Origin of the sequence: Streptomyces mayonensis (genome assembly GCF_018982965.1) — a bacterium.
In the GTDB taxonomy this organism is placed as follows: Bacteria; Actinomycetota; Actinomycetes; order Streptomycetales; family Streptomycetaceae; genus Streptomyces; species Streptomyces mayonensis.
Map to the genome: position 1 here is coordinate 20,591 of NZ_JACBYP010000052.1, position 25,694 is coordinate 46,284.

1 protein-coding gene is annotated in these 25,694 nt (G+C 73.8%); it reads right to left on the bottom strand.

Annotated features, from left to right (window positions below; all coding sequences use genetic code 11):
• Window positions 1–29: 29 nt before the first annotated feature.
• The gene (locus HZS56_RS20385) at window positions 30–25,571 is read right to left on the bottom strand and encodes a toxin glutamine deamidase domain-containing protein (RefSeq protein WP_216722172.1); all 25,542 of its coding nucleotides are present in this window, start codon (window positions 25,569–25,571) and stop codon (window positions 30–32) included.
• Window positions 25,572–25,694: the final 123 nt, after the last annotated feature.

The following is a 25,694-nucleotide window of genomic DNA, read 5'->3' on the forward strand; positions in this document are numbered from 1 at the left end:
GGGCAACAACTGGACGTCATGATTCCGTCTCATGCCCGGCTGCCTCCTGACATGTTGTGGGGCGGGCAGATCTCGAAGGGACGGGTCTCGTCGCCCACGGTGAGCAGGGCCCGGCGGCTGAGGCCGTCGGCGATACCGCGGGCCAGCGCCATGCCCGCGAGCGGACGGTCGCCCGAGGCCATGTGCAGGCGCAGCCGGGTACGTCCCAACGGCAGGTCCCGCCGGGCCAGTTCCCCCTCGATGTGCGCCCGCAGTCCGGCGAGCGCAGCACGCTCGGCCGCCGCCGCGGCCGCGGTGTCGGACGTGGCCAACGCGGTGTGCAGCCGGTCGAGTTCGGCACCCGGCACGACCTCCTCCACGGTGACCCACAGGTCTTCGAGGACCGGCTCGATCGGCAGCCGCCGGACCGGGCCGCCGTCGAGAACGGACCCGGCGGACTCGTTGGTGAGCCCTGCGGGACCAGCACGGTCAGTGAGATCCGCGGAACCCGTGGCGTGCTCCGCACCCGCCGTGGTGGCGGAGCCGGTCCGCGTCGTGGTGGCGGAGCCGGTGCGCGTCGTGGTGGCCGTCGTACCGGATGACGTCCCAGGACTCGGGAAGGCGAGGCGTGAGGCGCCGTCCGGGCCGTGGAAGAACGTGCCGCGCTCCCACCGCACCATCAGGGACGCGATCCGGTCGCCGTCCGTCGTGACCGCCACATGGGCACCCGGCACCGGTGTGCCGTCCCGGTACAGGGTGGCGGGGCCCGAACCGCCCACCGGCACGGTGACCACCAGGCCGTCCGGCCCGTCGAGGGCGATGGCGTCATGGGTGTGGGCACCGGAGCCGTCCACCACAGCTGCGGGGGACCGGCCGGGCACCTGCACCAGGGAGCCGAGGCCCTGCAGCGGCGTCACCCGCGCCTCCGGCTGTCCCTCGCCGCCCGTCGCGCGCGGCGTGAGGGTGCCGGGACCGGTCCGCTCCCTCAGGATCCGCACCGCCCGCTGCAGCCGCGCGTGGTCCTCGGGGCTCGCCTCGTGCAGCCGCTCCACCCACGGAGTCAGGCGGGCGACCTCGCCGACGAGGGCTTCGTGGAACTCACGCGCCAGCGGGGCCATCGCCGCCCGCCGGCCGTAGTAGCGCACTTCGAGCACGGCCTTCGGGAACCGGCCCGTCGTGTCGAGTCCCGGCAACGTGGTGATCTCGGTGACGTCGTTGTGCAGGGTGCGCCGGTCGTAGTCGGGCACCAGCCCGGTGAGGACGAAGTCCTTGATCCGCCCCTGGCTCCTGGGCACCAGATCCAGCGGGTTGGTGTCGTGCAGGGCCGGGTCGTGTGCGCGGAGCGTCTCCTTGAGGCGCCTCATGAACGTCCGCTGGAAGGCGTTGAGGAACCGCTGGACCTCGGCGGGGAGCGCGGCCAGCATCACGTGCGGTTCCTGGCGCACCAGGACCGCGGCGAAGCTCTTGTTCACCTGGCCCACGAGTTCGCCGTCGACCTCCCGCACGCTGAGCTCGCCGTCGGCCAGCATGGCGGCGTGGGCGTAGAGCCAGGCGGCGTGGCCGCGCAGCTGCTGCAGCGCCAGGTCCGGCATGTCGAGCAGGTCGTGGGCCGCCCGCACGTCGTCGCGGTTCGCGCTGTCCAGGTACCGGGCCGCGAGGTAGCGGGCCGCGATCTCGTCGGCGAAGACCAGGGCGTGGGACAGGTGCTCGCGTGCGGCGAAGCCGTGGCTCCGGTCGCGCCAGGTGTGCCTGGCCACGTGCTGCAGGAAGGCGTGCAGGGCGGCGGGCGGTACGCCGATGTTGTGCTGCGCCTGTCCGCCGGACGAGGCACCGCGGACCGCCGGACCGATCCGCCAGCCCGCGCCCGCCGCGGTGAGCGTCCAGCCGATGTCCTCGGTGAGGACGTCCGCGAGCCGGGCGGAGGGACCGCCGCCCTGGGTGCCGGGGACCATGCGCAGGGCCCGCTCGGTCGCCGCGTGCAGGTCGAACATGCCGGCGATGTGGGGCCGTTCCTCGGACGGCTCGTTGCCCATGACCCCGGGGACGAACTCCGGGATCGCATGCTTCACCTCGGCGCCGGTGCCTCCCGACGCGACGGCCGTCTCGCGCTCCTTGTACAGGGCGCCCCTGACGCCCTTGTAGAACGTCTTCGTCTCGACGAGCACCCTGGCACCGTCGGGTCCCTCGGCGAGCACCACGCGGTGCCAGTCGTCGGGGTCCCTCTCCACCCGGGGCCATATGGGATGGAGGTACTCGACCTCCATGCTCGATCCCGCGCCCAGCAGCGCGGGGGCCTCCACACCGGCGAGGACGTACGCCAGTGCCTGGCCCCGCTGGAGCGGCTTGAAGGTGCGCTGGGCCGGGTTCAGCCGGCCGTACGCCTCCTGGACGCGGACCACCGTGGCGTCGTCGCCGGCCCTCACCAGGTCGGCCAGGTCCGGCCGCCCCAGCTCGGCGCCGCGCAGCGCCGACTTCAGCGCGTCGAGCACGTCGCTGTCCCACCAGGGGCCGTCGCGGTCCGCGTACGGCGCCGGCCGCGAGGTCTCGTCCACGACGGTGATGGCGTCGGGGTCGTCGACCGGCTGGGGGGCGGTGGTGGTGCCCGTGGTGCCCGTGGTGCCCGTGCTGGTTACGGTGCCGGTGGTGATGCCGGTGGCGGTGGTGTCCTCGGTACCTGTGACGGTCGTGGTGACGGGGTTGGTGGTGGTCGTCGTGGCGGTGGTCGTGTCGGTGCCCGTGACGGTGGTCGTCGTGCGGGGGCGGCGCCGGTCGAGCAGGGTCTGCAGGGCCGTATCCAGGCCCTCGTCGAGCTGGTGGGTGTTCTTGTCGACCGGCAGCATGCCGTACAGGCCGTCCGGGACCTTCACCCGGACCGTGCCGTGCGGGCCCTGGACGACGGCGGTGACGTCGAACCGGTAGGTCCGGTAGCCGCGCGTGCCTTCGACGTTGCGTTCGTCGGTGTCGCCCAGCGCGGCCGAGCGGTCCTGGCCCTTGCTCCAGCTCTTGAGGGTGATGGGCAGCCGCGCGAACATGTTCTCGTCGCCGGCGTGCCCGCCCAGCTCCGGGCCGAACTCGATGTCCCAGCCGCGGTCCTGTCCCGACTCGTGCTTCTTGTCGGCGTCGTTCTGCTGGTAGTTGCGCTGTTTCGTCGGCATGTCGGCCCCCTTCAGGGGCTCGAAGCCGTCGATCTCCAGGCCGACCCGCACCACCTGGTCGCCGACCGCGACGGTGTACGACCAGCCGAGCAGCTCCTTGATGCGCGGCCGCATCATCTGCTCGGCGGTGTGCTGCCGGAAGGCCAGACCGGCCGTGGAGGTGAAGTCCAGTCCCGGCACCCGCGGCGGCCGGTCCAGGTCCACCGCGGGCGGGGTGCTGTGGCGGACGGCGGTCAGCGCGGCCCAGCGTGCGATCGGGGCGGCGGCGGGGAGCACCCACGGGTGGAGATGGGTCAGCAGCGCCCTCCACTCGGGGGAGGACACCTCGGCGGGCACCCTGCCCTTGCCGTCGCGGAACGTCTCCGTGCGCCAGGTCACTTCGGTCTCGCGCCGTACGGTGAGGTCGAGGGCGCGCGGCGGTCCGCCGCTCTCCACGGTCATGGACCGCGGCACCAGCCACCGGACGACGCCCCCCGTGACCAGCGGGCCGCCGGTGACGCCGTCGCCGGAGTCGTACCACGTGAACAGGGACGTGGGCCGGGTCGGCAGCCCGCGGTAGAGCTTGAGGATCTCCGCGCCGATCCGGGCGGGCGCGTTCAGGAACTCCGGCAGTTCGACCGTCGTACCCAGCTCCACCTTGAAGGTGATGCGGTGCTCGAACTCCTCCGACTTCTCCTTCGGGGTGGCCCGGTAGATGCTGACCGTCTTCCGCGTCTCCTCGTCCGTGGTGCTGTGCGAGGTGTTGTGCACGGCACCGGCCTCGACGCCGCCGTGGACGCTCGGCCCGTCGATCCGGCCCCGGCCCTCGACACCGGCTTTCCCTTCGACCCCGGCGGTGTCGCTGACGGCGTCGGCCGTCAACGCCTCGCCGCGCAGGGTCGACTTGGCGTCGTCCCGGGGAAGCTGGGCGTGCGGGGCCTCCATCCGGGTGGCGGTGACCCTGACCCAGAGGTAGCGGGTGGTGCCCGCCCCCCGGGAGAACGGGTACCAGCGGCTGACGCCGTCGCCGGAGATCAGCGCGGGCGCGGCGGTCTTGAGCGCGTTCGAGGAGAACGAGGCGTACAGCGACCGCTTCGACAGGTTCGGCCGCTGCCCGGTGCTCTCGTCGCGCTCGGGGACCAGCACGCCCTGCCGCGTCAGCCGCCGGACGATCGTCTCCAGTACGTCGTCGGCCCGCAGTACCTCCGCGTGGCCGATCCCGGGCAGCAGGTCCGGGGCCAGATAGGTGCGCGGTCCCATCGGCTGCGTCTGCCGGCCGGGGGGCGGCTGGACGTCCCTCAGCCGCCGGTCCGGGACGAGCAGGTCCAGCGCGCCGTCGACGGTCAGGAACTGTGTCGTCGCGGTGACCTTCTTGCCCCGCCACCGCAGGTAGGTGACCTCGAAGACCGTCGACATGCGCAGCTTGTGGACCGTGCCGTTGTACGTCACCCGGCTGATGTCGATGTGTCCGGCGGTGGTGGCCTCGCCGTGCCCCCGCTTCGCGGCGGCCTCGGCCTTGGCCAGGATCGTCAGCCGCCCGCCGGTGCCCGACTCGTGCTGTCCGCTCCCGCCGGACTGCTCCGCCCCGCTCGTGGGGTCGGCCCGGTGCGCGGCGGCGCCGAAGCGGAACTGCGGGCCGACCGTGCCCGTGAACCCCGCGGCGGTCTCCTTGGCACTCTTCCGCTCGTACTCGGAGGCGGCCTTGTGGTAGTACTCCGACTCCGTCGTCTCGCTCGACGCGAGACGCACCGGGGCGTGGGTGTGCAGCTTGACGCGGACCGCGTGCTTGTACCGGTGGCCACCGCGGGGCAGCTCGGTCTCGAAGCCCTGCGAGCCGGTCAGTTCCTCGAAGTGGGAACTGAGGATGCCCGGATGGGCCAGGTCGCGCAGTTCCTCCGGCCAGCCCGCCGGGTTGCGCAGCCAGTCGTCCGGCAGGTCGTGCGCCTCCGAGTACAGCCGCGCGGCGAGCTGCGCCAGCTCCGGCATCAGGTGGAACACCGGGTACAGCCCGGTGGTGCCCGTGCTGAAGTCCAGCCCCCCGTGCAGGGGCGGTGCCTTCAGCGTGGTCCGCGCCAGGCCCGTCTGCTGCGCCTGCCGGGCGGTCATGGGCTGCTGCGGCACGTGCTCGTGCGCCACGACGAGCCGGCCGACCACCGGGACACCGCCGCTGAGGTACGACGGCTTGTCGCCCTCGGGCGTGACGGTGTACCTGATCCGCATCCGGTAGCGGTGTTCGTCGACCTTGCCGGTGGTCTCGCTGCGCCGGTAGTGCTCGGCGGCGCCGCCGAACTTCTGCCCCTTGTCCCACGAGCGTCGGAACACCCCCTGGAACGCGCCCAGATCGAGCCGGACGGGCGGGGTGGTGAAGCGCAGCGGGCCGAGCTGGTGGTCCGACCCGGGGACGGACAGCCGGGCGCCGCCACCACCGGTCAGGGTGCCCGTGATCCTCGTACCCCGGTTCCCCGCGGCCGTCGCGCCGTACGCGGCACGGGTGTTGACCTGCATCGTGTAGCTCTCGTCCGGCGCGTTCTGGCCGGAGACCGGGCCGGTGAGCGGATTGCGGCCGCCGATCCGTCCGCCCCAGACCAGTTTCGCCGAGACCGTGTAGCGGCGGCCGCCCACGGTGATGGTCCGGTGGATACCGAGCAGGGCCTGGTGCGGGTCGCCCTCCAGGGCGGGCTGCCCGTAGAACGTGGCCAGGTCACGGTCGGCCTGCGACCAGTCGGCGAGCGACGCCCTCCGCGCGCCGACGGCCCGCACCTCGTGCTGACCGATGGCCTTCCGCAGCTCCGACGCGAGCACGTCCGAGCCGGCCAGCCGCACCGCGACGCCGAAACCGAGGCCCCGCCGGGCGGCCATGACGGCCGGTTCCCGCGGGTGCACGGTGAGTGCCACCCCCATACCGGGGTTGGCGAGGTCGAAGCGGTACGGCGACCGCGCGGTGGGCAGCCTGTGCACCGCGCGGGGCGCGGGCGCGGTGAACACCCGGTGCCGTTGGGCGTCCGGGCCGCCGGCCACCGGCCGCAGGTCGGACGTCCAGCCCTCGCCGACCGTCTGGGCCACGAAGGCCGCCGCCTCGCGCCGCGCCACGCTCAGCTCCGCGTCCGTGGTCTCCACCACCGTCGCCACCCGGTGCGTGGGGGACTCCACCGTCACCGTCAGACGCAGCCCGGCGCGGTAGCGCGACTGGTCGCCGTAGAGGTTCAGCACCGTGTGGCTGAGGTGTCCGGCTTGCAGCGAGTACCCCGCGTCGCGGTTGCCGGCGAGGGAGGCGCTGAACGCCGGGAGGGTGCCCTTCAGCTCCGGCCCGTGCTCGCCGGTCGCGGAACCGGCGCCGGTCTCGGTGCCGATACCGGCGATGTTGAGGCCGCCGCCGCCGGAGACGGCCGACGCGCCCTGGCTCGCCATGGTGTGGGTGGTGCCCGCGCCGATGTCGTCCCGGGTGCCGACGTTCGTGTCGCCCAGGTACTCCAGGCTGTCCACCTCGGCCGTGAGCCGGACGTGCCCGCGGAAGGTCCGCGCCAGCAGCGATCCGCTCACCTTGACGGGGGCGGACACGTCACCGCTCGACCACCACAGGTAGCGGCTGCGGGCGGTGCGCTCGCTCAGGATGCCCTTGCCGGAGTCCATGTCGAGCGCGGCCAGCACGTCCTTCACCACCGGCGCGGGCAGCCCCGCCGCCAGCAGGTTGCGCTGCAGCCCGGTGATCACCGGCACCATGTTCACCGCGTTCAGCAGCTCCCGCGCCTGGGACGGCTCGCCGGTGCGCGGCTCCCGCGGACGCACGGCGTCGGGGACGTCCTTCCCGGGCGCCAGTCCGTTCTCGCCGGCGTAGGGCTCGGGGAGGTCCACGGACAGTCGGCCGGGCACGACGGGCGGGCCGGCGGCCGGCGGGACGACCTCGGCGCCGTCCAGGAAGACACGTACCGACAGACCCGCGGTGAAGTTGCTGAAGCTGTTGACGAACGGCTTCCGGCCCGACAGGAGCGTACGGCCGAAGCTGGTGTCCTTCGTGCGCGAGGAACCGATGTGCAACTGCGGCAGGGGAAGGATGGTCGCGGTGGCGGCTGCGGCGGCACCCAGGCCCACCACGGTGAACAGCATCGAGTCCAGGCCGTGGCTCTTCTCGTGGTCCGTCCCGCCACCGGTCTGGGTCGAACCGAAGCCGACCTGGTACTCGTTGGCGACGCCGCCCTTGGGCGGCACGTGGGACAGGTCGCGCAGCACCGGCAGCAGCCAGACCAGCCGGCCGCCGACGACCAGGGTGCGCCCCGCGGTCAGCAGGTCGTCCCAGGTGTGCGCCTCCCGCTCCAGCAGCAGGTCGCGGACGGCGTCGCGGACACCGGGGCGCAGAGCGTCCGGCAGCGACGTCAGCCGCGCCTCGGTCGCCCGCGCCGCCCTCGTGGCCTGCGCGGCGGAGAACGGGATGTCCTTCACCGAGTCGCGGACGACGACCTGTCCCGTCGCGCCGTACGCCATGTACCAGGGCGTACGGTCCGCGGACTGCGGCTGCGGCTGCGGCTCAGGTTGTTGAACCGGCTGCGGCTCGGGCTCGGGCTGCTGGACCGGCCCCGGCTCCGGCTGTACCACCGGCTCCGGCTCCGGCACGGGCTGTTGCACCGGCTCCGGCTCCGGCTGTACGACCGGCTCGGGCTCGGGCTCGGGCTGTACGACCGGTTCCGGCTCCGGTTGGGACACGGTCTCCAGCGGGATGTGGACGGCCGTCGCCTTCGCACCGGACCGCTCCGTGCCGGACCGCTCCGTGTCGTCCGGCACCAGGTACAGGCCGGACGCGTGCGGCACGATCCGGTGCGGTTCGAACGTCACCCGGCCGGCGTCGATCGCCTCGTCCAGGGCCTTCGGGTCGTCCACCCGTCCGATCCACCCGCTGTCCCCGTGCAGCACGCTGCCCGTCGGCAGGTGCACGAAGTCGGCGCCGCGCCCGGCGGCGTCGGCCAGCCGCCCCCAGCCCCGGGGCGAGAGCACACCGGCCGGCAGCATGACCTCACCCGCGCCGCTGACCAGGTAGCCGGTCTCCGTGGCGCTGCGCGAGGGCAGCCGGTAGCCGTACTCGTCCGACGGCAGCGCGTTCCGCAGGCTGGCGGGCACGTCCGTCGCCGCCACCTCCACCACGGCCGCGCCGTCCCGGGTTCCCCGGAGCGGCACCCGCCGGCCCAGCTCCCACCCGGCCGTCAGCGGGTCCTCCGCCGACCCCGGCGCACCGCCCGGCAGGCCCGCGTACTGGTCCTGCAGGTACGACATCGCCTGCTGTGTCCACGCGGCTTCCGCCGGCCCCGGCTGGTACAGCCGCTCCACCAGTGGAGTCAGCCGGCCGACCTCGTCGACGAGCGACTGGTGGATCTCCCGCATGTCCGACACGGTGGCGGCCCGCCGGCCGAAGTAGCGCACTTCGAGGACGAGCTTCGGGAAACGGCCCGTCGTGTCGAACTCGTCGAGCACGTTCATCTCGGTGAGGTCGCCCAGCGCGGTCCGGCCGGAGTGCCCCGGTATGAGCCCGGTGAGGACGAAGTCCCCGATCCGGTGCTCCTGCGGCATCAGGTCCAGCGGCTTGACCGTCCCGAGACCCGGGATCCTGGCCCGGAGTTGGCGGTCCATGAGGCCGAAGACGACGCGCGTGTGGGCCCTGTCCGCCAGGAACTCCCGGACGGGAGCGGGGAGGGCAGCCAGCATCGCGTCCGGCTCGTGCCGCGGCAGGACCGCCGCGTACGCCTTGTCCAGAGTGGTGCGCGGCTCCTCGTCCTCGCCGGGGCGGGCCAGCCGGCCGCTCACCGACATCGCTGCGGTGACGTACAGGAGGGCGGCATGGCCCCGAAGCTGCTGTACGCCCAGGTCGGGCATGTCGAGCAGCGGTCGTACGGCGTTCAGGTCGCTGGGGATGCGCCCCAGGTAGCGGTGGGCGATGTACAGGCTCGCGACGAGGTCCCCGAAGTTCAGCGCGTCGGCCAGGTGCTCCCGGTTGAGGTAGCCCTGCTCCAGGCCGCGCCAGGTGCCAGATCCCACGTGGCGCAGGAACTGGTGCACCACGGCGGGCGGTACGCCGATGTTGTGCTGCCCCTGCCCGCCGGGTGCGGCTCCCACCGCCCGGGGGCCGATGCTCCAGCCGAGCGCCTCCTCCTCGTCGAGGGTCCACCCGGCGCTCTCGGTCAGGACCTGCTCGATCGGCACGGACGCCCCCGTGCCCGGCTCGCCCGGAATGCTCTCCAGGGCCTGTTCGGTGGCCCGGTAGATGGCGAACGCGTCGTCCGGGTGCGGGCGTTGCGCCGCCTCGACCGGGTCGTTGGCCATGATCGCCGGAATGAGTTCGGGGATGGCCCTGCGTACCTCGGCGCCCGTACCGCCCGCCTGCACGGCCGCGTCCCGCCCCGTGTGGAGCAGGCCGCCGGGACCCTCGTAGAACGTCTTGATCTCGATGATCAGCAGCGCGCCGTCGGGCCCGGTCGCGATCGCCACGCCGTTGAACGCGTCGAGGTCGATGTCGGCGTCGGCGTGCTCCATGGGGTGGAGGTACTCCACCTCCAGGCTGGATCCGCCGCCGAGCAGGCCCGGGGCCCTGCGCCCGACGAGGACGAATGCCAGGGCCTGTCCCTGCTGGGTCGGCGACAGGGCGCGCTGGGCCGCGCTGAGCCGGCCGTACGCCTCCGCCACCCGGACCACCGCCTCGTCGCCGTCCGCCCGGACGAGGTCCGCCAGGTCGGGCCGCCGCACCTGGTCGCCGCGGAGCGTCGACTCCAGCGACGCGCGCAGGTTGGGGTGCTGCCAGGGGCCGCTCCGGTCCGCGTACCGCTCCACCGCCGTGGACCCGTCGACGACGGTGATGGCGTCCGGGTCGTCCACCGCGGAGTGGGCGGAAGCGGTGCGGGCCGGGGGCGGTGCGGTGACGGTGTCGTCCAGCGGAATGACGGCGTCGTCCAGCGGGATGACGGTGCCGTCCAGGGGGATGCGGACGGCCCGGTCGTCGGGGGCCTCCCTGACCGTTCCGTCGGAGTGCGCCGGCAGCAGGTGCAGGTGTGACGCGTCGGCGACGACCGTGTGGGCGGAGCCGGGGAGGGCGTAGTCGGGGTGCCGGACCAGCTCGGGCATGTTCTTGACCCGGCCGATCCAACCGCTGTCCCCACGCAGGACGAAACCGTCCTCGTGCACGAAGTCGTCACCGAACCTGGTCCAGCCGTGAGCCGCCAGCTCCGCACCGGACACCCTGATCACACCCGCGTCGCTGACCCGGTAGGTGAGCGCCCCCGACGCGGAGGGATGGACGCGCCGGTAAGTGAACCACGACGCGGACTCCGCCGTGGCCGCGGCCTTCCCCTTGCCCGCGGTCGCGAGGACGTCGCGCACCGGCACGGTCAGCGGGTGGCCGTGCGGGGCGTCCGAGAGGCGCGGCCCTTCCAGGGTCACCGGACGGCCCAGCGGCCACAGTTCCGTGAGCGGGTCCAGACCGGTGTCCGGCGAACCGCCCCGGCCCCGGCCGCGGCGTCCCGCCCCGCGGCGCGGGACGTCGTCCGGCGGGACGAGGAGGGGAAGCGCGTACTCGGCCGCCGAGACGGCGTCGCGCATGGCGTCGCGGGCCTCCGCCGGCATCGCCTGCGGGTGCGGCGGGCGGACGCGCACGGCAGCCGAGGCGACCGCCAGCAGCCGCTCGATGCGTTCGAGGCTCTGCGGCGTCAGTTCGACGCCCTGCGTGAAGCGGACCAACGCCTCGGCGATCTCCTGCGCCTGGTGCGGTCGCAGCAGATTCCTGCTGCCTCCGTCCGTGGTCGGAACACCCCTCCGGGTCGCCTCCAGCAGGAACGGGGCGAACCCCTGGACCACGGGATGGTCGACGATGTGGCGGACGGAGTCCCGCAGGCGCCTGTCGCTCAGGGGCTGCGAGTGCGTTGCCCGTTGGTAGGCCCGGTACGTCAGGTCCGACAGCTGGTCGACCGTACGACGGAGCCCGTCGTCGGTCGCCATCGCCTGGCCGGTCAGGTTCCGCCGCAGTTCCAGCAGGACCAGCGGGAGCAGGAGCCGGTTCCCGCCGGTGTCCGGATCGTGGAGGCCCTCCATGCCGGTGGTCGTCTGGTGGACCACGGTCGCCAGGTCCTGGTCCGCGGGGACCCGCCGACGCAGCCCGTCCAGACCGCGCAGGGCGGCCGTGAGGTGTTCGCCCGTGGTGAGCACCGGCGCGGGAACGTCCATGAAGCCGCGCCAGTCCGCGGCGCCTCGGCCGAACGCCCGCTGCATCTGGGCCAGGAGGGGCTGCATGACCTGGTCGAAGTGGTCCTTGATGAAGTCGTGTGCGGCGGCGAGGTACTGACGGGTCCGCGGCTGCAGCATCTGCAGTACGCCGGGGCGGTCCAGCCGGTCGGGGTCGCCGGTCAGGAACGTCCGCACGGCGAACGCCGCCATGTTCTTGAGCAGCATGTCGCGTCTGACCGCGGCCACGGGGCGCGCGGCGACGCTGAGGAACGTCAGCCAGGTGTACCCCCAGACCTCGTCGACGTCCACCAGCGACGACAGGAAGGGGACGTGCTCGGCGCGCACTCCGTCGTGGCCCGTGACCCGCCATACGAAGTCGGCGGCCACCACCTGGCCGAAGTGCCGGCCGACGGCCTCGAGGGCGCCCTGCTGGGGAGCGAGCTTGCTGATCATCAGGTCCTGCACGGCCCGCAGACCGGCCGCCGGGACGCCGACCGTGGCCTGGGAATAGGTCTGGTGGGCGCCTCCCGAGGTGTGCGGAGGAAGCCAGTAGAGGGCCGCGTGCTCCGTCGTGGCCCAGCCGATGGAGGCGAAGATGTCCGCGATCGTGCGGTGCGCGTTCTGGCCGTGCGCCTCGACGACTGCCGCCTGTCCGCGCGCGAGCTGTGCCAGCAGGGCCTCCGGGGCCGGACGCCGTTCCCCGGGCAGCACGCCCGCCGGGTCGAGTACGAACTCGAGGACGGGGAAGACCTCCTCGGGCGGGGCGGGGCGGCCCCGAGGGACCTGTTGGTACGGGTACCAGAGGCCGTCGGGCCCCTGTTGGAAGTGGGCCGCGTCCGTGACCACCTTGATGCCGGGCGCGCTCGCCAGTTCCACCTTGGCCACCAGCTCGGGCATCCCGCTGTGCGCGAGGACGACGTGGCGGTCCTCCACCTCCAGGCCGATGGCGCCGTAGCCCTGGTCGGGGCCGGTGGCACGGTCCACCAGGGCGTGGGCGGTGGAGGCGGACTCCGTGAAGGACGGCTGCGGGTCGGCGACGACCCGCCCGGTCACGTCGATCACCGTCATCCGCGCGTCGGCGGCGGAGAGCCCCGGCGGCGTCGTAAGCCACCTGCCGTCCGCTGCCTGGAGGTCCACCCAGACCGGCCACCCGGAGTCCTGCGGCTGGTAGGCGGCGAAGGCGTGCCCCACCTGGTCGCCGGGACGGCGGGCAAGGACGAGGGCGAGCGTGCCGGGACCCTGCCGCCGGACCGTCTCCAGCACCCGGCTCCAGGACCCGGCGCGCTGCCAGTCCGACCCCGGCGCCAGGCGGGTCTCCGCCGGGTTCCGAGTGAGCACGGAGTCGTCGAGGCCGCGGGCCGGCCGTACGCCCTGGAGGAAGAGGGCATCGCGCAGGGAATGCAGCAGCGGCACGCAGTCGAGCGCCTCAGGCCCCCGGGCCCGCGCCGCATCGACCACGGAGCCGACAGTGTGCAGCAGTTCGTCCGCCGTCAACGGCACCGACGTAGTGACGGACCGCGGTACCTGCGCCCCGTCGTCCAGGGGGATGCGGACGGCCCGGTCACCGGGGGTCTCCCTGACCGTTCCGTCGGAGTGCGCCGGCAGCAGGTGCAGGTGTGGCGCGTCGGCGACGACCGTGTGGGCGGAGCCGGGGAGGGCGTAGTCGGGGTGCCGGACCAGCTCGGGCATGTTCTTGACCCGGCCGATCCAACCGCTGTCCCCACGCAGGACGAAACCGTCCTCGTGCACGAAGTCGTCACCGAACCTGGTCCAGCCGTGAGCCGCCAGCTCCGTACCGGCAACCCTGATCACACCCGCGTCGCTGACCCGGTAGGTGAGCGCCCCCGACGCGGAGGGATGGACGCGCCGGTAAGTGAACCACGACGCGGACTCCGCCGTGACCGCGGCCTTCCCCTTGCCCGCAGGCGCGAGAACGTCACGCACCGGCACGGTCAGCGGGGCCCCGTGCGGGGCGTCCGAGAGGCGCGGCCCTTCCAGGGTCACCGGACGGCCCAGCGGCCACCGCTCGGCGAGCGGATCCAGACCGGTGTCCCGCGAACCGCCGCCCAGGCCACCGTGCCGGAGCGGCGGGAGTCCGGAGAGCAACGGTACGGGGCCCCCGAGCCAGGCGTGCCTGAGCAGATGGATCAGCTCGGAGTCGGCCCGCTCCAGGGGCGTGCCCTTCTGCAGGGCAAAGGACTGGAGCGCGGGTTGCAGCACCCTCCAGGTCAGCGGCCCGGCGTTCGGGTCGGTGCGCAGCCGCTGCCGCTCCAGTGCCCCGAAGCCCGCGACGGCCTGTTCGAAGGCGTCCTTGTTGAGGTGATCGGTGTCGAAGGGCGGACCGTAGACCTTCCGCAGGGCGCGCACCCACCGCAGCGCCCATTCCCGCCTGTTCTCCTGCACGGGCAGGGCGGCGATGTCGGCCAGGCGCGCGAGCGCGTCGGGGTCGGGCTCCGGCTCGAACTCCCGGAAGTCGAAGCGCGGGTCGGCCGGGTCGTCCTCCACCTTGATGAGTACCTGGGGGGCACCGTGGCCGTAACTGAACCCGGTGGCCGTGTCGGCGGCGATCACCGTCCGACCGGTGCGGGTCGCCGTCGTCTGGGCGAGGGGCACTCGTTCGAGGGGGTCCACGCCCTGCGGCAGTGCACCGGCGTAGCACCACAGGAAGATGATCGGCCAGTGCGCGGGCATGCGCTCCAGGCTCTTGCTGCGGGCGTGGAGCTCGGCGATGTCGTCGGCGTGGACGGGGGCGTAGCCGGTGTGCCCGGGGGTGTTCCGCGACAGTACGGCGGTCACGGGGTTGTTGTGTCCGATCGACAGGTAGCCCTGCGCCAGGCTGAAACGCAGGCGGGACGGAGTGCTGCCGACCGTCCCGGCCCTGAACTCGGCCTCCGTGACACTGGCGTAGTACTCGGTCTGGGCGGTGTTCATCAGGAGGGGAAGCCACCGCAGCATGTCCAGCTCGTTGAAGTACGAGCGCCCGTACAGGTGCCGGCCGTCGCGCGTGGTCAGGGTGAAGGACGTCACCTGGAGTTCCGAGTACGCGCCGTGGGAGCCCCCCAGGACGACGGGGTTGTCCTGCACCAGGCCGGGCGGGCTGGGTATCCACGTCCCCGGGGAGGCCCCACCGTCCGCGGGCTGCTCCAGGACGGGGACCAGCCCGGCCCCGCTCAGGGCGTGCAGCCCGTACGTGCCGTAGGAGGACCACACCACGGCGCCGACTCGGTCGGCCATGATCCTGGCCGCCTGGGCGGTCCCGGCACCGATCCTGGGGATCAGCAGCAGGACGGGGAGGTCCGGGTCGCGCTGCGGGTCGAGGCGGACGAGTTCGGCCAGCACGGCGGGCTCGTACGCGTCTTCGTCCGCGCGCAGCACATACGCGCGCTCACCCCACGGAGCCGGCCGCGAATCGCTGTAACTCCCGTCGTTCCACCGCTCCGTGACCTGGCGTACGTCGACCCTGACGCCGGCCTGCCCTGTGAGGTCCCGTCCGGTGAACCGGCCGTCCGCACCGGTCATCCGGGTGGCGTCGTGCAGAGCACCCTTGCGTTCGAGGCCGTGGGCCTTGATCCCGTAGAGGCTGTCGGCGCGGGCGTCGCCCGCCAGGTCGGCCCGCTGGGCCAGCGACAGCGCGTAACCGTAGTGCGGGGCGCCGACGGCCTCCCCCGAGTCCAGGCCCATCAGCCAGCGAGTGACGCCGCCCAGGTCGATGTCGCCCTGCCCGAAGACGGGATGACCGTACCTCGCCCGTTCCAGGATGGTGAGTCCCGACAGCAGCCCCTGGTAGTGCTGGTGGGCGGCCACGCCCGCGCCGAACGCCTCGACCAGGGCGTCCGGCACTGCCCGCGTCGTGCCGCCCGGCGCGCCTCCTCGCAGCCCGGTGACCTCGCCGGTGACGATCCGCTGCGCGATGGCGGCGCCGATCGCCTTGGACGGCGCCCGCTTCCGCCACGAGGCGAGCAGCTCGTACTGGTCCGCGACCATCGTCTCCGTCACGACGATGTGCTCGTCGCCCACGGGTTCACGGACGGGGTTCAGGCCCCAGCGCCTCAACTGCGAGACGACATCGGCCCGCAGCGCCTGGAGCCGCTCCCGTGTCAGGCCCCCGGTGACGCCCGGGGCGTCGTCCCGGCCCGCGTCGAAGGAGCCCGACGTGGCGGTCTCCTGCCGCGCCCACGACCCGGGCAGGGAGGCGGGGGCGAAGAGCGGGCGGTAGGCCGCGAGCCAGTCGTCGCGGAACTCCTCGGCCAGGGCCTCCACCCGGTGGGCCGGGAGCGCACGCCCCGCGTGCAGCGCCTCGAAGGCCCGGCCCGCGCCGCGCAGCGCGGTCGCCGCCCCGGCCTCGAAGGTGATGCGGTCGAGGAGATCACGGGCCAGGCCGGTCCTCGCCCGGTCCCACCGCCGCACCGCGTCCGTGAGGCCGGCCGCCGAGGGGGCGAAGAGCGTGTGAGCGACTTCCCGGACGCGGTGCTCGTGGTCCTGACGCACCTGGTCGGCCCGGCCCTCGGCGAGGGTGCCGTCGGGGTGGGCGGACTGCCAGGCGGCGAACGTCTCCTCGTAGAGCCCGGCGCCCTGCCGCAGGGCGGCGTCGCGGACCAGTTCCCGGCGGATCGAGTCGGTGAGCGCCCGCGGGCCGGCGATCGCGTCCAGCGAACCGGTCAGCGACGCCTGCTGTCCCCGCTCGTCGGGCAGACCGGAGGAGCGGACCGCGGGGTCGGCGGTGTGGCGGTCGAACAGCCCGGTGAACGCATGGACGGCGAGCGCCTCGACGCGGGTCCGGACGCCGTCCGTGAGCGGCAGGGCGGACGGGCCGCCGAAGTGCCGGGTGAGGGCCGGGTCCAGCGTGCCGGGCTGTTCCTGCCAGGCGTCCAGGGCGGCCCTGGCCAGCGACCGGACGTCCTCGGCGAGTGTCTCCCGGACACTCTCCCGGCCGAACTGCCCCGTCAGACCGGCGAGGACGGCGTCTTCGCGACGGCCCAGGTTCTCGGCCCGCTCCGCGCGCCGCGCGGCGCTGTCGTGCGGCCTGATGCCCGCGAAGGCCTGGTCGAAGTACGCGTCGAGCCGTGCCTGCGCCTCCTGGTGCAGGGGAACCATCCGCAGCGCGGCCGGCAGGGGGTCGTGGGTGCCGGGCGCCTGGGCCAGCGCGGTGTCCTGTGTGGCGTTCCCCCGCAGCGGGCCGGCGCGGAACAGGTCGAGAAGGGCCTGCTCGGGGCCGTCCGGGCGGACCGGCTGCCGGGCCGCCATCTCGGCGGCGTGCCGGGCCAGGCGTTCCCGCGCCTGTGCGTGGACGACGCGCAGATCGAGTTCGTGGCGCACCGTCCCGAGCAGCTCGTGCCACTTCGCCAGTCCGCGCCGCAGGGCGCCCTCGGGGTCGTGGCGCAGGGCCGTGGTGGTCAGCTCGTTGTCGACGGCCTGGGCCAGCCGCTCGTCGAACACCGGGCGCAGGGAGTCGAGCGCCGCCTCGGCGGCCGGTCCGTGGGCGGGGGTTCCCCCGTCGAGGAGGTCTCGTCGCCATGCGTCGGCGAACCGTTCGAACGCGGTACGGGCGCGGTCCAGGACGGTCAGGCGCGTCGCCTCGGCGGCGAACTCGTGGCCGAGCCCGGCCTGCAGTTCCCCGGCCTCCTCGGCCTGGGCGGACAGGCGCCCGACGTGGTCCGTGCGGACCCGTTCGCGGATCTCCTCGGTGCGCGCCGCGGGCAGCCCGTGCCCGGACTCACGGTGCCAGGCGTCGAACGCCTCGTCGAAGACCTGCTGCTGTCCGGCGGTGAGCGTGCGGCCGGCGGTCGGTGAGGTCCGCGGCGGGGCCTCGGCCATCCCGGCCGCGTCGCCCACCTCGGTCGCCTCGCCCACCTCGGCCGCCTGGTCGAACCGGGTCCGGTAGTCCTCGAACAGCTGGATCTGGGCGGCCTGCCAGGCCCGGGCGCGCCAGCCGCCCTCCTGCGCGAGGGCGGGCGCCGGCACCGGAGCGGGCGGCTGCCCGGCGAGGGTCTGCTCCTGGGCGGCACCGGCCTGCCAGTCGTCCAGCCGGACGGCCGCGAGCCGCGTCAGGTAGGCGTCCGCGTACTGGGCACGCGCGGTCTCCAGCTCCCTGGACAGCCAGGAGAGGGTCTCGACCCGGGTGACGGTCGTCTGACCGGGCTCCGGCGCCGTCGTCCGGAGGCTGCTGAAGTCCTGGTAGGCGAGGTCCCGGTCGGCGGCCTCCCGGTGCAGGGCGCCGAGCGAGAAGGAGAGGTCCCGGGCGAGCCGGTCGTGGGCGCCCGCGCCCTGCTGGTCCAGGGCGTTCTGGTACTCCGCCGCCAGGACGTGCCGCTCCCTGGCGAACCAGAGCTGTACGTCCTCGTGCCACGCGTCCGAGGCGGCGGGCTGCTCGACCCCCTGGATCACCGGGGCGGCCGGGGCGAAACGGGAGCCGTGGGAGCTGCGGTGGACGGCTTCGCCCCAGTGGCCCGGGTACTTGGCGGGCAGAGCCGCCTGATCGATCTCCGCGACGCCCCGCTCGGCCAGTGTGTCGCGGGCGTGTGTGAGTTCGGCGTGCAGTTGGGTCTCGACCACGGCCGTGTCGGACCCGCTGTGCGCGGCCCGCTCCCACGCGTCGGCGAACTGCGCCTGGAACGAGTCTCGTTGGGGGAACTTCCAGGGCAGGGCGCCCTTCAGCTCCGGGTAGTCGCCCAGCGCGGTGTCGAACGCCCGGTACGCGGCGTCGCGCCGGCCGACGCGGTCGCCCAGGTCCGACAGGAAGGCCGCGGTGTCGTTCCGGACGGCCGAGAACCGCGCGTCAGGGAGCAGTGTGTTCGGCAGCGGGGCGTCCGGGAGCGATGCCTCCGAGAGCAGTGCGTCCTGGAGCGGGGCGTTCTGGAGCGGGGCGTCCTCGGCCGTCTCCTCCACCGACGGAGGCACGTACCCGTGCCGGCCGGCGGTGCCCGCGGACACCTCCGAGACGGAGAGGTCCGGGGCGGGAAGGTGCGAGGTGGTCTCGAAGGTCTGGAGGTCCACCGACCACTGCGGGTTCGCCTTCCACTCCTGGTAGGCGGTGTCGCCCGCCCGCAGCCGCTCGTTGAGCGCGGACCACTGCCGCTCGGTCTGTTCGAGCTGGGCCGCCTGGGCGTCGAGCACCGTCTCGTACGTCACCTGCGGCTGGGCGGCCATGTGCCGGACACCGGCCAGCGGGGCGTACTCCGGGTCGGACAGCATCTCCTGCCGTTCGGCCGCTCCGAGGCCGGCCATGAAACGGACCGTGCTGAGCGCGGACTTCAGGGTCTGCTCCAGCTGCTGCGCCTGCTCCTGGTAGAGGGGGCGCAGCCGGGCGTCCTGGACCGTTTCCAGCTTCTGCCACTGCTGGCCGGCCAGCTCGCTCACGGCCGCCCGCTGCCGCACGTGGTCGTCGGCCGGGAAGTGCACGGGCTGCTGGTGCTGCCCCGCCGCGGAGGTGGTCCCGGCCGGGTGCGGGGGCGGGACGTCCAGGTGCTGCGTGGTGGTGAGGCCGGTGACCGGGTGGGGCGCGGCCTCCTGCTGCCGGCCGCCGCCGACGGTGGTCGTCTCCTCGCGCGGTGCGGGGCCGCTCGTCTCCTGGCCGCCGAACTCGCGCCGCGGAACCGACACCTCGGACTGGGCGACCGAGGACGCCACGGGACCCTCGGACCCGGCGTTCAGGACCCCGTCGGGCGTACTGGCTCCGGACGTACTGGTCCCCGGCGTACCGGTTCCGGGCGTACCGGTCCCGGGCGTACCGGTCTGCTGCGGCACCTCCCCCGCCCGCGACCCCGCCCGCGACCCCGCCCGCGACCCCTCCGACGACGGCCGGACGGCGGAGTCCAGCTCGTCCCGCGCCGTCGTCATGGCGTGGGCGAAGGAGTCGGAGGTGTTCTTCTCGGTCGCCAGCAGGTCGCTCGCCCGCTGGTTGCGCGGCCCGTAGATGTCGTGGAAGGTGTCGCCGATCCGCTCGCGGTACTCCCCGGCGATCCGGTGCAGCGTCACCTCGCCGACGTCGTACGTGTGCACGGCGCGGCCGTGCAGCGGACTGACCTCGGTGGTCATGTGCGTGTACTTGGAACCCGCCGTCCACAGCGCCGACTCGAAGGACCTGACGTAGTCGAACCGCTGGGAGAGAGAGGCGAGGTACGGCTCGAAGTAGTGCTCGTCGAAGCGGCGTGCGGCCTCCCGGAAGTCCTGCGGAGGCAGGTGCGCGCCGTCGGGGGTGGCCATGTGCGCCCGGAACGCCTCGGTCAGGTTCCGGTGCATGTCCTCGCGGAGCCTGCCGTGCGCGCTCTGGGCCGCGGCGCTCTCGCCGAGGGCCTTGTCGGGCGCGCCAAGGACCTCGTCGAAGCGCTCGTCGGCCTGGCGCAGCATGATGTCGAGATCCACCTGCCGCTCGGCCGTGGCCGGGATGTGCTCGGCCCGCTGGGCGTGCCGGAGCTTCAGTTCGGCGTTGACCGCCGTCCAGTCGCCGGCGGTCAGGTCGGCGGCCTTCCTGCCGCCGGCCCTGCTCATCGCCTGGGTGACGAGGTCGGACGTGTACTGCTCGGCGAACTTCACCGAGGCGGCGGCGTCGAAGGAGAACAGCTCGTCCAGGGCGTTGTCGAAGCGGTCCAGCGCCTCGGTGTGGAAGTCCCTGCGGTGCGCCTCGAAGCGGATGCGTCCCGCCAGGTCGTCCACCAGGGCGGACGGGTCCTTGCCGTTCCTCGCGGCGTTCACGTGTGCGGTGCGGAAGTCGTCCCACAGCCTCTCGGTCCGCGCGGGTTCCAGCGCGGTGAGGGACTTCCCGTCGACGGCCGCCAGCGTCCGGTCGAAGGCCTCGCGCGCGTGCACGATGTCCTTGATCCGGTCGGCGGCGCTGTCGGGGACGCGGTCCATCTCCTTCGGGGCGGGGAGGTCGGAGGGCTCCCAGACGTCGTCCGGTTTCAGGTCCTTCCCCGGGAGCAGCCCGTTCTTCTCGGCGAAGGAACGCAGCCCGGTGAACAGGTCGTCCGCCCACTCGCCCTCGTACTTGGCGGCCTCCCACGGTGTCCAGTCGAGCCCGGGGACCGACTTGTCGTTCACCGCGCGGGCGAAGTCGGGGAGTGTGTGGTCACTCGTCAACCGGAGCCGGCTCATCGTCTCCAGCCGTCCCGGCAGGCTCTCCAGCAGGTCGTCGGCGATGTGCTCCAGGTCTAGCCGGTCGATCTCTCCGGCGTGGACCCGTCCGACCGCGCTCTGGAACTCGTCCAGGACCTCCCGCCTGACGATCTCATGCGGCGGGCCGAGGCGGACCGATTCCAGCCGTGCCTGCTGCCAGACCAGGTGGTCGGCGACCGCGGTCGCCGAGACCGGCCCGCTGTCGGGCAGCACGCCGCGCAGTCCGGCGGTCAGCTTGGCGTGGAACTCCTCGTCCATGGGGACGTGCTTGAGGAAGCGGGAGTCGAACGCGTGCTCCGGGCCGCCCTCGTGGACGACGGTCTCGCCCTGTTTCGGCCCGAGGGCCGAGTGCTCCAGCCGGGCCTCGCGGAAGGCGTTGAGCACCCCGTCGACCTTGTCCTCCGGTACGCCGAAGGCGCGCGCCCAGTCGTCCGGGCCCGGTCCGCCCTCCCGGCTCATCAGCTTGAGCGCCAGCACCTCGGGCGCCATGCCGAACGGCTGGTCGCCGTAGACGTCCTTCAGCTTCCTGGCGAGGAGTTCGCCCGCCGAGAGGCCGGCGTCGGCGTCGGCGGAGTGACCGGCGTCCGCCCGGCGGCCCGGGGCCGTGGCGCCGTCGAGGTCCGCCCTGCGGGCCAGGTTCGCGGCGTGCTCGGCCCCCGCCGCGCGGATCACGTCCGCGACCTCGAAGACCTCGGGCTCCGGGACGCCCGCCGCCCTCGCCATCTGCCCGGGGCTGCTCGACGGCACGTCGTACGGCGTGTGCCGCTTGGGAAGCGCGTCGAGTATGTGGTCGACCTGGTAGAGGTACGCCTTCTCCCACTCGGCCGCCTTCAGTTCCGTGGCGGTCGCCTGGGAGATCCGGTCCTCCGCCGCACGCCACAGGTCGTCCAGTCCGGCGTCGCGTCCCCTGAGGTTGGTGTACGGCGCGACCGCGGGCGGGGCCGTCTCGGCGAGGTGCGGTGCCGGGGCGTCGAGGCCGGGGGCGAGGTCGAGGCCGAGGTCGGGCGAGGAGTGCGGCGACGCGGTGGAGGTGTGAGCGGTGGAGTGGCCGCTGGAGTGGCTGAACACGGAGTCGGTGTCGGAGGCCGAGGAGGCGGCCGTATCGCCGGCCGTGTCGCCGTCCGCGCGGGTGACCTCCAGGGCGGAGGCCGGTTCCGTCGCCGTACGCGTGCCGTCGTCCGCGTACCGGACGGCCGCGTCCCCCTCGCCGACCAGCAGCCTGCCGTCGGGCAGCACCTCCACCGGGTCGGAGAGCCGCGCGCCGGTGGCCAGGTCGTGGACGGCCGCCGTGCCCGCGCCGCCCACCGGGACGGTGACGATCCGGCCGGTGCGCGCACCGGCCGTGTCGAGCAGGTCCACGGCGGTGTGCGTCATTGTGCCGTTCCCGGCGACCACCCCGCGGCCGCCGGGAACGCTGACCAGAAGGCCGCCGCCCTCCAGCGGCGCCACGGAGGTGCCGGGCGCGGGCAGGGCGCCGTGGCCGGGCACCCTGATGCGTCCGCCGCCCTCGGGGGCCAGCAGCGTACGGCCGTTGAGCGGGCCCTCGTCGAAGCGGAACGTCCGGCTGAGCAGCGTGCCGTCCGAGGCGTGGGTGAAGAGCGTGTGGTCCCGGTGCACGAGGACGAGACCGTCACCCATGATCACGGAGTCGGAGGCGGGCAGGCCGTTCCGCAGGACCCAGGCGGTGTCGGCGCCCGAGGCGACGAGATGGGCGTCGGTCCTGGCGCCGCCCGGCCCCAAGAGCGGGACGACGCCGCCGGGGACGGTGTCGTCGCCGCGCAGGAGGATGGGCGGGGCGTCCGCGGCGGTCTCGTCGAAGCGCAGGCGCGTCCCCTCGAAACCGGGGCCGCCGAGGAGCACCTCGCGCTCCGCGCCCAGCGGCCGCAGGCCGTCGCCGGACAGGTCGAACGTCCAGGTACGGGTGGTGATCTCGTCGACCGGCTCGGTGAGGCGGACGGTGTCCTGGGCCACGTTCGCGGTGATCGGGCGGCCGGTCGCGGAGACGGCCTGGACGGTGTCCGGCGTGCCGTCGGCGCCGCGCACGACGTGCAACTGGACGCCGTCGAGACCCGGTACGTCGTGGGACCGGGCACCGGACGGGAGGGACGCGTGCGACTGCGGCGCGGTGGTGGCGGCCGGCTCCGGCGGACCCTGCTCCCGCGGGCCCTGCTCCGGGGTGTGCGGCACGGAGGGCGTCGGGCCGGCGAGCCCTTCCCCGCCCGGCGCCGTGAGGGAAGGGACGGTCTCCTGGGCCGGGGGACGGGAGCCGGTCGTGTGCGGGACGGCGGACACGGACTCGGCGGACTCGGCGATCCCTTCCCGTCCCGGCCCGGCCGGCGCGGGGCCACGCAGGACGTCCCCCGTCGAAGCCGCACCCGGAGCCGGGATCCCGGTCGAAGCACCCGGAGCCGGAACCCCGGACGAAGCCGCACCCACGCCCGCACCCGGAGCCGGAGCCGTGGACGCCCGCAGGCCCTCCACGCCGGACGGGGACAGGGACGGGGACGGCGACGGCGACGCCTGCACGGCTGCCGCCTTGACCGGAACCGGTACGGCGCTCTGGCCGGCCTCGCTCCCGAAGGTCCGCGGCAGCGGCACCTCCGCCGCGTTGACCTCGGCCAGGTGGGTGCCCGTGGTGGGCCGTACCGCCGGGGGCGTCTGGACCGACGGCGCCGAGACGGCGTTCAGTTCGTTGGACCGGGCGGCGGTGGCGAAGGCGTCGTGACCGGTCGAGGGCGCGACGAGCTTGCTCTCGATCGAACTGATCCTCACCGGCGGCAGGGACGGCACCTGCACGGTGATGTCGGCGCCGGTGGTGCCCGGCCGGACGCCGGCGCCCGGGGACGGCGGTGTGGCCAGAGAGGACACGGCGGCCGGCGGGACGGACTGCACCCAGACGCCCGGCGTGTGCGCCGCCGCCGCCAGGTCCGTGCTGTGCGTGTAGCCCTCGCCGAGGTGGACGGTGAGGGAGGAGGGGCCGGTGCTGATCTCCAGCCGGCCGGGGTCGGCGCCGTTGACGGCGACGGTGTCCGTGGGGGTGCCGTGGGAGAGCGCCGGTGCCTGGTTGGTCACGCCGTGCGTCACGGCCGTGCCCTGCGAGGTGAACGCGGAGCCCGGCATGGCCGTCCCCGGCACCGACAGGTCCACGCCGGTCACCAGGGCGCGGCTCGCCTCGGACACGTCGGGCACGCCCAGGGTCATGCCGCGGTCGGAGAAGGAGAGCTGGAGCGGGGGCGCGTCGGGCAGGGAGAGGTCCATCCGCAGCAGCCCTTCGCCGGCCTGCCCGGTGAGGGCCGGGGCGTCGGCGGCGAGGCCCGGGGCGTGGACGGCCGCCACGGCACCCGACGGAGAGGAGAGGGCGGCCAGTTCGGAGGCCGGGACGGTCATGCCGGTGGGCGGTACGGCGGTGACCGCGCCGAGCTGCGGCATGTTCGCCACCATGATCTCGGGCAGGCTGCCGCCCCCGGACGGGGCGATGTGCACGCCGTTCGCGCCGTAGGAGACCGAGATCGGCGTCATCGAGTCGAAGTCGACGTTCACGGTGATCTGCTGGCCGGTGACGGCCGCGCGCGCGTCCCCCGCGGCCGGGAGCACCGGTACGGCGACGGCGACCGGGTTTCCGCCCGCTCCCGGCATGTGGACGACGGCCAGGGGCGGCGCGGCGGCCCCGACGAGCCCGTGCGTGCCGATGTTCCCCATGTCCACCAGGTTGGTGAGCGCTCCGGCGGCGCTGGCCGAGGTGTCGGTGATGCCGAGGCTGAGCCCTCTGTCGGCGAAGGAGAGGCTGAGCGAGGGGGACGAGGGGAGGACGACCGGGTCCAGCGCGGCGATGTGTGTCCCGGCGCCGCCGGCGAACGACGTACCGGAGACGGGGCCCGCGGCGGTGTGGGCCGCGCCCGGCGCCGTCGGGACGGTGCCGGTCAGTCCGCGGGACGGGTTGCCCGTCACGACCAGCCGGGGCGCGGTCGTGGGCAGGCCGAGCAGCTCCCGGTGGGCGGGGGTCGCCCAGGCGGCGGGCTGGTACTTCGCGAAGTCGGACGCGTTGATGGCGCCGCCGGTGAGCGAGGTGAAGGCGCGGACGTCGACCAGGGTGCCGTTGACGTTGGCGGCGCCGGCCCGGAACTGGCCCAGCACACCGCGGTTCCAGACCCCGATCTTGAGGGCGCTCATGGTGCTGCGGAACGACGTCAGGACGAGGATCTCGTCCACGTTGACCGGGAGGAAGAGCGCGGCGGGACCGTAGCCCCTGAAGTGCTTGGCGATGTAGGCGGGCATGGCCTTGACGGTGGTCGTCAGGAAGTTGCCGAGGCCTTTGCCCGCGCTGGTCGCCAGGGCGGCACTGTCGGTGCCGACGGCGGAGGCGACCTTGCTGAGGCTGGTGAGGTCGGCGGCGGTCAGCTTCGTGACGGCTCCGCTGCCCTGGGAGACCCAGCCCTTCATCGAGGAGCCGATCTTGCTGAACGGGACGCCGCGCGTGGTCGGGACCAGGACACCGAGGATGGCCAGGGCCAGGTCGGCGGCTCCCGCCTTCCCGCCGGCGAACTCGATCGCCGTGTGGATGAGCAGCGCCGCGTTGGCCATGAGCGCCGCGATGGCGACCGGGCCGCCGACGAGCATGCCGACGGCGAACAGCGCGATGGCGAAGTAGGTGAAGATCTTCCAGAACTCGGCGCACTCGTCGACGGGCGACTGGATCGCGTAGGCGGCGGCCTCCAGGGCGTCCCCGGCGGCCTGTGCCGCGTCCTGCAGCGCGCCCTGCGCCGCCTCCGCCTTGGCCTTCTGGTTCTTGACCTCCTCGTCGTCCTCCTCCAGGCCCTCCACGGCGGCGAGCGCGGCGGCGACGTTCGCCTGCTCGCTCACCATGGCGGTGTGGTAGGTCGCCAGCGCCGCCTTCACGTCCGCGTGGGCGTCACGGAAGGTCTGCACGAATCCGCGCAGCCGCTGGTCCATCTCCTTGCGGAGCGCGTCGGCCGTCTCCCCGACGAAGTTCTCGCTGTCCTTGGCCATCAGGTCGCTGAGATCGTCGTCGACGGTCTGGGCCAGATCGACGAGCACCTGGTGCGATTCGATGAGCTGTTGCAACCGGTCGGGGTCGCCGGGCGTGGGGTCGCCGTCCAGTCCCAGGGGACTCCAGTCCGTGGGGCGGGCCATGACTGACGCACCTCTCCTCGTCGCTCCGGCGTGATCACTCGTTCCTTTCACGCCGGCCGGGGACGAATGGTTCAGCTGAACCCCTGCGGCGGGTCGAGCGTAGAAGAACTGAAGGGGCCTGTG